Here is a 9,586-nt window from a genome sequence, read left to right on the forward strand (position 1 = left end):
GTCACTATGGGACTTGAAATGATTATTGGCCTGGTTGTTGCAGCGCTGGCTGCAATTGCAGGTGCTTTTGGTCTGGGTAAATCACGCGGTACAAGTATCGCCGAAACAAAAGCGGACCAGCAACGCACTGAAGAACGTGCAACAGCTACTGAAGCTGTTGCTGAACGCCGGGTAGAGACAACAAAAGGAGCCAGGGATGTACAGCAGACTGTTAATCATCTTCCTGATGACGATGTTGACCGCGAGTTGCGCGAAAAATTTACCCGCAAAACCCGAAGTAACGGACACGGCCTGTGACTGGGTAAGCATCATCTACCTTACTGAGCACGATATTGCTGTGCTGGATAAACAGACGAAGCGGGACATATTGGCGCACAACAAATCAGTGCAGGCTAACTGCATGAAGGAGCCAGGCCGTGAACGTAGAGAACCTAAGTAACGCGCATTACATCTATAACGGAATGAAAGAGCTACAGCGACAGAAAGGCATGCTGGAAAGTGGTGATGGGCTTGGTGTGACAATCCAGTCTACCTATCAGGATAAAGCCTTTCTCGATGCTATTCGCCCACATGCAGTGGCTGAACTTGATCGCCGTATAGAGGAAAAGAAAGCCGTGCTGGTTAGTTTTGGCATCTCATTCACTTAAGGAAGCCTGCGGAGGTTATATGCGTCTCACTGTATTAGATGACGATCCCGGCAGGAAGATTAATCTCGGTGTAGAGAGATACGCTGTTTTTCTCGATGGTATTGAGGTTAAGCATGTCTTCACTGCTGACGATGAGAAGGGCGAAGTAATCGCCGCCGTTACCGATGGGCGTGGTTACATGACAGCAGATAACGGTGAAGTGAAGCGGCATACGCTTTACGGTTCCGTGAGGATTGAACCATGCCAGCGTTAATCCCTCGCGCATGTCGCAAGAGAGGTTGTCCCGGTACGACTACGGACCGTTCAGGCTACTGTGAGCAGCATCGCAATGAGGGCTGGCAACAGCATCAGCAGGGTAAGAGCCGCCATGAGCGTGGCTACGGCGGCAAGTGGGACATCAAACGCGCCCGCACCCTGAGGCGTGATAATCATCTGTGTCAGAACTGCCTGCGTAGTGGACGTGCTGTCGCGGCCACAACCGTTGACCATATCAAGGCTAAGGCACATGGGGGTACCGATGATGATTCGAACCTTGAATCCATTTGTTATGCCTGCCATAAATCCAAGACGGCTGTTGAACGGCTGAAGCGCTTTTAAATATTGAGGTGAACATGACTGGATCATCGAATGATTCAGGGCTTTCGCACGCCCATACCATCTGTGTAGTGGATAGATGCGGGTTATCGGTACGGTCCCGCAATAGCCCGTATTGCGAGAAGCACTACATGCGCGTTAGGCGCCATGGCTCTACAGAGAAACTTAGCACCAGGAAGAATGGCAAGCTGGTGCACACTGGAGGGTATCTCCTGGTGTATGCGCCAGATCATCCTTTGGCATGCGGTAGTTCACGGGTTTATGAGCATCGCAAGGTTTATTACGACAAATATGGCGCTGGTCCATTTAGTTGCCACTGGTGTGCCAAGACTGTGGGCTGGGACACTCTTCACATCGATCACCTCGATGACTGTAAGACCAACAACAAGCCCGACAATCTTGTGCCAAGTTGCCCCGTATGTAACCAGAAGCGAGGCGTAGACAAGATGAGAAGGGCAATGCGTGAGAACTCAAGTCGCAGATATACCGCTCATGGTAAGACGATGTGTCTTAATGAATGGGCTGATTATCTGGGGATTTCCCGGAACTCGATTGAGTACCGACTCAGGGCGGGATGGGATATAAACAAGGTGTTCAGCCCTCGGATTGGTAACAGCGGACCACCAAGCCGGAAGTTGGCGAAAATCGGGCATGAAGCTGTTAAATGATATCTATTCCCATTTGAATGACGACAGGGAGGGGGGGGATCAAATCCCTGTAGGCCAAGGCCCAAAGGACCGCCGCCTAGCCTTTCTTCACATCGCCGCAGGTTAGAAAACTTTTTTTGGGGTCCCCCAGCTGATGATTAATAGGAGTTTTCGATTATGTCAGGACCGCCGAAAACCCCTACCCATCTGCGTTTGGTGAGGGGTAACCCATCCAAACGACCGATCAACAATAACGAGCCGCAGCCACCTAAAGGGGTCCCCCCAGTTCCCAAGCATTTCGACAAGCAGGGGAAGTACTGGTTTAAGCGGATGGCTGAAGAACTTGATGCCATTGGCGTCATATCTCAGCTGGATGCCAGGGCTCTGGAGTTGCTGGTAGAGGCATATACGGAATACCGCCATCATTGTGAAACGCTGGATCGGGAAGGTTATACCTATGCGGTATACAGCGATGATGATGCTGATGAAGGGAAAGAGCGTGAAATACGCATGATCAAGCCGCATCCGGCAGCCATGATGAAAGCTGATGCCTGGAAGCGACTTCGCGCGATGTTAGCGGAGTTTGGTATGACTCCTTCCAGCAGGTCTAAGGTCAGTAAAGACAAACCAGACGATGATGATCTGTTAAGTCAATTTCTTAATTCGAGGGACTGATGGCTAAAGTTTCTGATGGCATACGTTATGCCGAACGCGTCGTTGCCGGGGAAGTTATCGCCTGTGAATTTGTCCGTCTTTCCTGTCAGCGATTTCTTGATGATCTGAAGCACGGTGAAGAACGTGGCATCTATTTCAGCGAGCCCCGCGCACAACATATCCTCAATTTCTATAAATTCGTGCCCCATGTTAAAGGAGCACTGGCAGGCCAGCCGATTGAGCTGATGGACTGGCATGTTTTCATTCTGATCAACATCTTCGGTTTTGTTATCCCCCTGGTAAATGAAGAAACAGGCGAAATTGTGCTGCGTAATGATGGCAGTAGCCGTCCTGTGATGGTCCGCAGGTTTCGCACGGCATATAACGAGGTAGCCCGTAAAAACGCCAAGTCGACATTATCCTCTGGCGTTGGTCTCTATATGGCTGGCGCCGATGGTGAGGGCGGGGCAGAGGTTTATTCCGCAGCGACAACGCGGGATCAGGCTCGCATCGTTTTTGAAGATGCGAAAAACATGGTTAAAAAAGCGAAACCCACACTGGGGCGACTGTTTGAGTTCAATAAACTGGCGATCTACCAGGAGCAGACAGCATCAAAGTTTGAGCCACTTTCTTCTGATGCCAACAATCTGGATGGTCTCAATATCCATTGTGGCATCGTCGACGAACTTCATGCGCATAAAACCCGTGATGTCTGGGACGTTCTGGAGACTGCAACCGGCGCACGATTGCAGTCTCTTCTGTTTGGCATAACGACAGCCGGGTTTAACAAAGAAGGGATTTGTTACGAGCTGCGCGATTATGCCATTAAGGTGCTGCGTGGCTATAACAGCGAAGTGGAAGGCGCGGTGAAGGATGATACCTTTTTCGCCATTATCTTCACGCTGGATAAGGATGATGATCCGTTTGATGAAACGGTCTGGCAAAAGGCTAACCCCGGACTCGGTATCTGTAAGCGCTGGGATGACCTTCGCCGTCTGGCTAAGAAGGCCAAAGAACAGGTTTCCGCCAGGGTTAACTTTTTCACCAAACACATGAATATCTGGGTGACCGCTGAGTCAGCCTGGATGGACATGATTAAGTGGGAAAACTGCGAGTTTATCGCCCCCCGTCATGAGCTGAGAACTTACCCGATGTGGGCTGGCGTGGATCTGGCCCACAAGATTGATATTTGCGCTGCGGTAAAACTCTGGCGGGCAGATAACGGCCATGCGCACGCAGACTTTAAATTCTGGTTACCAGAAGGGCGACTGGAAAAATGTTCCGCTCAAATGGCGCAGATGTATCGCAAATGGGCTGAGCTTGGGAAGCTGGAACTGACCGATGGTGATGTTATTGATCATGCGCAGATTAAAGCAGATTTTCTGGAATGGATTAGCGGCGAAAACCTGAAGGAAACAGGGTTCGACCCCTGGAGCGCAACGCAGTTTAGCCTGGCTCTGGCAGAAGAGGGTGTACCGCTGGTGGAGGTTCCGCAGACGGTCAGAAACTTTTCTGAGTCAATGAAAGAGGTGGAGTCTCTGGTTTATGGCGGGCGTTTTCATCACAGCAATCATCCGGTTATGAACTGGATGATGTCTAACGTCACCGTCAAGCCTGACAAAAACGACAATATTTTTCCGAACAAATCCACGCCAGAAGCGAAAATAGACGGGCCTGCCGCCTTGTTTACCGCAATGAGCCGCATGCTTGTAAACGGCGGCGAACAACAGGACAGCCTCTCTGACCATCTGGAAAGTTACGGCGTCCGTTCATTATAAAGAGGCAGTTATGATCCTGATGATTCTCGCCCCGCTGATCGGGGTGATGGGCGCTATTTTGCTTTCGTTTGGTGTATGGATGATTTATCCGCCAGGAGGTTTAATCAGTGCCGGTATGCTTTGCCTTATCTGGTCATGGCTGGTTTCCCGCACGCTTTCGCTGGCCGGGAAAACATTGCGAGGGGGGACTGACTGATGTTTTTCCCCGGAATGTTCAAAAAAAGTGATGCCCCTGTCACTACTGCGGCAGAACTCGCTGAAGCAGTGGGAATGACTTACGACACCTATACAGGGAAAAGGGTAAGCAGCCAGAAAGCCATGCGGCTTACAGCGGTTTTCGGTTGCATCCGTGTTCTTGCTGAGTCGATGGGCATGCTGCCCTGTAACCTTTACAAGATAACCGGAAACAGTAAACAAAAAGCGACTTCCGAAAGGCTGCATAAATTACTGACGATGAAGCCAAATGATTACATGACCCCCCAGGAGTTCTGGGAACTGGTCATTGTCTGTCTTTGTCTTCGCGGTAATTTTTACGCCTACAAAGTTAAAGCGCTTGGCGAGGTGGTGGAGCTTCTTCCCATTGACCCTGGGTGTGTTGAACCAAAGCTTAACAGCCAGTGGCAGCCGGTTTACCAGGTAACATTCCCCGATGGCTCAACAGATGTGCTTGGGCAGGATGATATCTGGCATGTCAGAACGCTTACCTTTGACGGGCTGGTGGGACTGAACCCTATAGCCTATGCAAGAGAAGCAATATCTCTGGGAATGGCAACAGAGGAACATGGGGCGCGGTTGTTCTCAAATGGCGCGGTTACCTCCGGCGTACTCCGTACTGAACAAACGCTCACTGATGCTGCTTACGCAAGGCTGAAAAAAGATTTTGAGGATCGTCACCTCGGGCTGAGCAACGCGCACCGACCAATGATTCTCGAAATGGGACTGGACTGGAAGTCAATGGCTCTCAATGCGGAAGACAGTCAGTTCCTTGAGACCAGAAAATTCCAGCTGGAGGAAATATGCCGCCTGTTCCGGGTGCCGATGCACATGGTGCAGAACACTGACCGCTCGACGTTTAACAATATTGAAAATCTCGGCATGGGGTTTATCAATTATTCACTCGTTCCGTATATGACCCGTATTGAGCAGCGAATCAACATCGGGCTGGTGAAGGAATCAAAGCAGGGTGTGTACTACGCAAAATTCAATGCCGGCGCATTGCTGCGCGGGGATATGAAGTCGCGATTTGAGGCGTATTCAACAGGCATTAACTGGGGTATTTACTCACCAAATGACTGCCGGGAACTTGAAGAACTTAACCCACGCGCAGGCGGAGATATTTACCTTACGCCAATGAACATGACGACGAAGCCGTCAGACAGCAGCAAGAACAAAACAACCGAGGAACAACATAATGCCGATGACTAAACAGCGGCTGGATATTCCGCTACAGCTAAAGTCTGTCAGCGACAGCGGGGAGTTTGAAGGCTATGGCTCTGTTTTTGGCGTAAAGGACAGCTACGATGATGTTGTTGTGCCAGGCGCTTTTTCGGCCTCCCTTCAGGCATGGAAAGAAAAGAATGCTCTCCCTGCATTACTCTGGCAGCACCGTATGGATGAGCCCATCGGTATTTACACTGAGATGAAAGAGGATGAGGTTGGCCTTTATGTTAAAGGCCGGTTACTTATTGATGACGACCCCCTTTCGAAACGCGCACACGCCCACATGAAGGCCGGTTCTTTAACCGGCCTTTCTATTGGTTACATGCTGAAAGACTGGGAGTACGACCGTGTTAAGGGCGTGTTCCTTCTCAAAGAGATCGACCTGTGGGAAGTCAGTCTCGTCACGTTTCCGTCGAACGATGAAGCGCGTGTAAGTGATGTCAAAAGCGCATTTTCCCGCGGAGAAATCCCTTCTCAAAAAAGTATTGAACGAGTCCTGCGCGATGTTGGGCTCTCACGCACCCAGGCTAAAGCATTCATGGCCGGGGGTTATAGCTCACTTTCACAGCGTGATGTTGATGAAGTGAGTACCGCACTGGATGCACTGAAAAACATCAAATTTTAATCAGGAGTTAATTATGTCAGTTGACGTTAAAGACGTAGAGCAGGTCGCGCAGGAACTGCAGGCGAAGTTTGATGCGTTCAAAGAAAAGAACGATAAGCGCCTGGAAGCAGTTGAACAGGAAAAGGGCAAGCTGGCGGGGGAGGTTGAAACCTTAAACGGCAAGTTGTCTGAACTGGATGAGCTTAAATCTGCGCTGGAAGAGGAACTGAAGCAGGTTAAACGTCCAGCCGGTGGTTCTCAGAGCAAAGCCGCAAGCGAACATAAAACCGCTTTCATTGGCTTTATGCGCAAGGGTAAAGATGACGGGCTGCGCGAACTTGAACGCAAAGCTCTGCAGGTAGGTGTGGATGAAGATGGTGGCTATGCCGTGCCGGAAGAGCTGGATCGCACGATCCTTAATCTTCTGAAAGATGAAGTGGTGATGCGCCAGGAGGCGACAACCATCACAGTCGGCGGCGCTAACTATAAAAAACTGGTTAATCTCGGCGGTACGGCTTCCGGCTGGGTTGGTGAAACTGATACCCGCCCGGAAACCGATGCGTCTAAACTCGGTCAGATTGAGCCGTTCATGGGAGAAATTTACGGTAACCCGCAGGCGACTCAAACCATGCTGGATGATGCCTTTTTCAATGTCGAAGACTGGATCAACAGCGAACTGGCAATTGAGTTTGCAGAGCAGGAAGAAATCGCCTTTACCAGCGGTAACGGGACGAAGAAGCCGAAAGGTTTTCTGGCATACGCTTCCACGCTTGATCCGGACAAGACTCGTGCATTTGGTACTCTCCAGCACATTCTCTCTGGCGCTGCGGCAGGCGTAACGGCTGATGCGATCATCAAACTGGTCTACACACTGCGTAAAGTGCATCGTAATGGCGCTAAGTTCATGATGAACAATAACAGTCTGTTTGCTATCCGAATCCTGAAAGATTCAGAAGGCAACTACCTGTGGCGTCCTGGTCTGGAACTGGGTCAGCCTTCCTCTCTGGCCGGGTACGGTGTGGCAGAGAACGAACAGATGCCGGATATCGCTGCTGATGCTAAAGCAATTGCATTTGGCAATTTCAAGCGTGGTTACACCATTGTTGACCGCATCGGCACCCGCATTCTTCGTGACCCCTACACCAAAAAACCATTCGTTGGTTTCTACACCACCAAACGAACCGGGGGAATGCTGGTGGATTCTCAGGCCATTAAACTGCTGCAGATCGGCACTGGCGCTTAATTCTCTGGGGCTTCGGCCCCGATTTTTCGAGGTAATTTATGCCTGAATTATTGCGTGAACTTAAGTGGTCCCCAGATGGTTGTATTGTCGAATCCATTCCCGCAGGGGTGTATTCGGACGGTGAGCTACCTGCCCGCGCTGAGGAAATTGCTGCCGAACTTGGCATTATTAAATTTGGTGGTGGCGATGTTCATGTCGCTGCAGAGTCAGATCCAGAGCCAGCGGTAACAAAACGCGGGAAAACCAAATGAAGCCATCCATACAAGAGCTTCGCTACCAATGCCGCATCGACAGTGATGACGATGCCGAAGATGTAATGCTGGAACTGTACCTTAACGCCTCTCTGAAACATGCCGAAAAAATTGTTAATCGCCATCTTTATGATGACGCTGTTCCGGAAGATGACCCGGATGGACTGGTAATTGATGACGATGTCAAGCTGGCCCTGATGTTGCTGGTATCGCACTGGTATGAGAACAGAGAGCCAGTAAGTCACGACAGCGTCAATACTATTCCATTTGGTGTTGAGGCAATTCTCAAACAGCACCGCAAAAGACCGGGAACGTAGGAGGGAGTATGCAGGTAGGTCGATTACGCCATCGCGTTACTATCCTGAACTATGTTGCTGTGCGTGATACAACGGGGCAACTGATTGAAGAGTGGCAGGAGGGAAAGACCATATGGGCGGAAGTGTTGGGTATCAGTGGCAGGGAGCAGTTGCAATCGGGTGCGGAAACGGCGCAGGCAACGATCCGGGTGTGGGTCCGTTTCCGGCGTGATGTGACTGCTGCATCAAGATTAAAGGTGCTGACAGGGCCATTCAAAGGCGCGGTACTGAATATCATTGGTCCTCCCATACCCGACAGTAAAGCCACCAGGCTGGAAATACTCTGTAAAAATGGAGCGGAAAAATGATTGATATCAGTCTGGATTTTTCTGGTCTTGAAGCGATTTCCCGCGATCTGGAGTTACTGAGCAGAGCCGAAAACAACAAAGTCCTGCGTGATGCCACGCGAGCTGGTGCTGAGGTTCTGAAAGACGAGGTGATAGCAAGAGCGCCTGAACGAACCGGCAAGCTGAAGAAAAACGTTGTGGTGCTGACGCAGCGATCACGTAAACGCGGTGATATTTCATCCGGTGTTCATATTCGTGGTCGAAACATGCGAACGGGTAACAGCGATAATTCAATGAAAGCCTCCGATCGACGTAACGCGTTTTACTGGCGATTTGTCGAAATGGGTACAGTGAATATGCCCCCACATCCTTTTGTCCGTCCTGCGTTTGATACCCGCGAAGAACTGGCGGCGCAGGTTGCTATGAAACGCATGAACCAGGCCATTGATGAGGTGTTGAGTAAATGACGGAAGATGACCTTTATCTTTTGCTGAAGCCTCTGGCCGGTGGACAAGTTTATCCTTACGTTGCCCAGCTTGGCAGTGATGGTCAGCCCTCGATATCGCCGCCATGGGTGATTTTTTCACTTATTTCTGATGTGACCGCTGATGTTCTTTGTGGACAGGCCGAATCAGGGATATCGGTCCAGGTGGATGTTTACTCACTGACTCTCAAAGAGGCGCGGAATCTTCGTGATATGGCGCTTCAGGCGGTTAAGCCACTCAATCCCACCAATATAAGCAAAACTCCTGGTTATGAACCAGAGAATCGGTATTACCGGGCGACGCTGGAATTTCAGGTTACTGTCTGACACATCCATTAACTCACAGACCCGCTACAGCGGGTTTTCTATTTTCAGGAGACAAATATGTCCTCACTGTATGAAAAATCGCAACTGACGAAGATCCTTATTTCCTCCTTGACAGCCACCAAGGAAACGATGGACTCCGCAACCTTGCTCGATCTGAGTTGCACCATCAAAGAAATTCAGTTCACTGGTGGCCAGAAGCAGGATATCGACGTAACAACGCTTTGCTCTACCGAGCAGGAGAACATCAACGGCCTGCCTTCTCCGTCAGAAATCT

At 50.3% G+C, this 9,586-nt stretch carries 16 protein-coding genes and 1 pseudogene; 16 read left to right on the plus strand and 1 reads right to left on the minus strand.

Going from position 1 to position 9,586, the window contains the following annotated elements; genetic code table 11:
* Positions 1-6 precede the first annotated feature (6 nt).
* Genes ACWWFX_RS23345 through ACWWFX_RS23355 form a run of 3 tightly spaced genes read left to right on the plus strand, consistent with a single transcriptional unit; the run spans position 7 to position 647 of the window.
* Positions 7-297, plus strand: coding sequence for a hypothetical protein (locus ACWWFX_RS23345; protein WP_473224883.1), 291 nt, complete (start codon positions 7-9; stop codon positions 295-297).
* Positions 233-439, plus strand: coding sequence for a hypothetical protein (locus ACWWFX_RS23350; RefSeq protein WP_072146181.1), 207 nt, complete (start codon positions 233-235; stop codon positions 437-439). The genes ACWWFX_RS23345 and ACWWFX_RS23350 overlap by 65 nt, the downstream gene beginning before the upstream one ends.
* On the plus strand, positions 417-647 hold the full coding sequence (locus tag ACWWFX_RS23355) for a hypothetical protein (protein ID WP_163208385.1): 231 nt from the start codon (positions 417-419) through the stop codon (positions 645-647). Before ACWWFX_RS23350 ends, ACWWFX_RS23355 begins: the two co-directional genes overlap by 23 nt.
* Positions 648-681: 34 nt before the next feature.
* On the opposite strand, the gene ACWWFX_RS23360 is transcribed toward ACWWFX_RS23355, so the two are convergent.
* Positions 682-858 carry a hypothetical protein gene (locus ACWWFX_RS23360; RefSeq protein ID WP_473224884.1) on the minus strand — a complete coding sequence of 59 codons (177 nt, stop codon included), beginning with the start codon at positions 856-858 and terminating at the stop codon, positions 682-684.
* 29 nt (positions 859-887) lie between these two features.
* Between ACWWFX_RS23360 and ACWWFX_RS23365 the strand changes: the two genes are divergently transcribed.
* The 13 genes and pseudogenes from ACWWFX_RS23365 to ACWWFX_RS23425 all read left to right on the plus strand — a co-directional run.
* Positions 888-1,244, plus strand: a complete 357-nt coding sequence (locus ACWWFX_RS23365) for an HNH endonuclease (RefSeq protein ID WP_473224885.1) — start codon at positions 888-890, stop codon at positions 1,242-1,244.
* A gap of 821 nt (positions 1,245-2,065) precedes the next feature.
* The gene (locus ACWWFX_RS23370; RefSeq protein ID WP_136397982.1) at positions 2,066-2,563 is read left to right on the plus strand and encodes a phage terminase small subunit P27 family; all 498 of its coding nucleotides are present in this window, start codon (positions 2,066-2,068) and stop codon (positions 2,561-2,563) included.
* Positions 2,563-4,320 carry a terminase large subunit gene (locus ACWWFX_RS23375; RefSeq protein ID WP_473224886.1) on the plus strand — a complete coding sequence of 586 codons (1,758 nt, stop codon included), beginning with the start codon at positions 2,563-2,565 and terminating at the stop codon, positions 4,318-4,320. The genes ACWWFX_RS23370 and ACWWFX_RS23375 overlap by 1 nt, the downstream gene beginning before the upstream one ends.
* A 10-nt stretch (positions 4,321-4,330) precedes the next feature.
* Entirely contained in the window at positions 4,331-4,516 is a 186-nt protein-coding gene (locus ACWWFX_RS23380; RefSeq protein ID WP_008323320.1) for a hypothetical protein, read from the plus strand.
* The gene (locus ACWWFX_RS23385) at positions 4,516-5,745 is read left to right on the plus strand and encodes a phage portal protein (RefSeq protein WP_129256093.1); all 1,230 of its coding nucleotides are present in this window, start codon (positions 4,516-4,518) and stop codon (positions 5,743-5,745) included. The genes ACWWFX_RS23380 and ACWWFX_RS23385 overlap by 1 nt, the downstream gene beginning before the upstream one ends.
* Entirely contained in the window at positions 5,732-6,385 is a 654-nt protein-coding gene (locus ACWWFX_RS23390) for an HK97 family phage prohead protease (protein ID WP_016150486.1), read from the plus strand. Before ACWWFX_RS23385 ends, ACWWFX_RS23390 begins: the two co-directional genes overlap by 14 nt.
* 13 nt (positions 6,386-6,398) lie before the next feature.
* On the plus strand, positions 6,399-7,607 hold the full coding sequence (locus ACWWFX_RS23395; protein WP_473224887.1) for a phage major capsid protein: 1,209 nt from the start codon (positions 6,399-6,401) through the stop codon (positions 7,605-7,607).
* A gap of 38 nt (positions 7,608-7,645) precedes the next feature.
* Positions 7,646-7,858, plus strand: coding sequence for a hypothetical protein (locus tag ACWWFX_RS23400; RefSeq protein WP_016150484.1), 213 nt, complete (start codon positions 7,646-7,648; stop codon positions 7,856-7,858).
* Positions 7,855-8,175: a head-tail connector protein gene (locus tag ACWWFX_RS23405; protein WP_016150483.1), complete on the plus strand. Its 321-nt coding sequence runs from the start codon at positions 7,855-7,857 to the stop codon at positions 8,173-8,175. The genes ACWWFX_RS23400 and ACWWFX_RS23405 overlap by 4 nt, the downstream gene beginning before the upstream one ends.
* Positions 8,176-8,183: 8 nt before the next feature.
* Positions 8,184-8,522, plus strand: coding sequence for a phage head closure protein (locus tag ACWWFX_RS23410; protein WP_473224888.1), 339 nt, complete (start codon positions 8,184-8,186; stop codon positions 8,520-8,522).
* Positions 8,519-8,968: an HK97-gp10 family putative phage morphogenesis protein gene (locus ACWWFX_RS23415; RefSeq protein ID WP_016150481.1), complete on the plus strand. Its 450-nt coding sequence runs from the start codon at positions 8,519-8,521 to the stop codon at positions 8,966-8,968. Before ACWWFX_RS23410 ends, ACWWFX_RS23415 begins: the two co-directional genes overlap by 4 nt.
* A complete protein-coding gene (gp17, locus tag ACWWFX_RS23420) occupies positions 8,965-9,312 on the plus strand; it encodes a tail completion protein gp17 (protein WP_415728429.1) in 348 nt (115 codons plus the stop codon). Before ACWWFX_RS23415 ends, gp17 begins: the two co-directional genes overlap by 4 nt.
* Positions 9,313-9,369: 57 nt before the next feature.
* Positions 9,370-9,586, plus strand: a pseudogene (locus tag ACWWFX_RS23425) (hypothetical protein); the annotation flags it as partial.

Source organism: Pseudocitrobacter sp. 2023LY-00077 (assembly GCF_055796175.1).

What these genes read in the sequence shown, in the direction of transcription:
- ACWWFX_RS23345 (WP_473224883.1), top strand. Translation starts at nt 7, where the DNA reads ATGGGACTTGAAATGATTATTGGCCTGGTTGTTGCAGCGCTGGCTGCA.
- ACWWFX_RS23350 (WP_072146181.1), top strand. Translation starts at nt 233, where the DNA reads ATGTTGACCGCGAGTTGCGCGAAAAATTTACCCGCAAAACCCGAAGTA.
- ACWWFX_RS23360 (WP_473224884.1), bottom strand. Translation starts at nt 858, where the DNA reads ATGCCGCTTCACTTCACCGTTATCTGCTGTCATGTAACCACGCCCATC.
- ACWWFX_RS23365 (WP_473224885.1), top strand. Translation starts at nt 888, where the DNA reads ATGCCAGCGTTAATCCCTCGCGCATGTCGCAAGAGAGGTTGTCCCGGT.
- ACWWFX_RS23370 (WP_136397982.1), top strand. Translation starts at nt 2,066, where the DNA reads ATGTCAGGACCGCCGAAAACCCCTACCCATCTGCGTTTGGTGAGGGGT.
- ACWWFX_RS23375 (WP_473224886.1), top strand. Translation starts at nt 2,563, where the DNA reads ATGGCTAAAGTTTCTGATGGCATACGTTATGCCGAACGCGTCGTTGCC.
- ACWWFX_RS23380 (WP_008323320.1), top strand. Translation starts at nt 4,331, where the DNA reads ATGATCCTGATGATTCTCGCCCCGCTGATCGGGGTGATGGGCGCTATT.
- ACWWFX_RS23385 (WP_129256093.1), top strand. Translation starts at nt 4,516, where the DNA reads ATGTTTTTCCCCGGAATGTTCAAAAAAAGTGATGCCCCTGTCACTACT.
- ACWWFX_RS23390 (WP_016150486.1), top strand. Translation starts at nt 5,732, where the DNA reads ATGCCGATGACTAAACAGCGGCTGGATATTCCGCTACAGCTAAAGTCT.
- ACWWFX_RS23395 (WP_473224887.1), top strand. Translation starts at nt 6,399, where the DNA reads ATGTCAGTTGACGTTAAAGACGTAGAGCAGGTCGCGCAGGAACTGCAG.
- ACWWFX_RS23400 (WP_016150484.1), top strand. Translation starts at nt 7,646, where the DNA reads ATGCCTGAATTATTGCGTGAACTTAAGTGGTCCCCAGATGGTTGTATT.
- ACWWFX_RS23405 (WP_016150483.1), top strand. Translation starts at nt 7,855, where the DNA reads ATGAAGCCATCCATACAAGAGCTTCGCTACCAATGCCGCATCGACAGT.
- ACWWFX_RS23410 (WP_473224888.1), top strand. Translation starts at nt 8,184, where the DNA reads ATGCAGGTAGGTCGATTACGCCATCGCGTTACTATCCTGAACTATGTT.
- ACWWFX_RS23415 (WP_016150481.1), top strand. Translation starts at nt 8,519, where the DNA reads ATGATTGATATCAGTCTGGATTTTTCTGGTCTTGAAGCGATTTCCCGC.
- gp17 (WP_415728429.1), top strand. Translation starts at nt 8,965, where the DNA reads ATGACGGAAGATGACCTTTATCTTTTGCTGAAGCCTCTGGCCGGTGGA.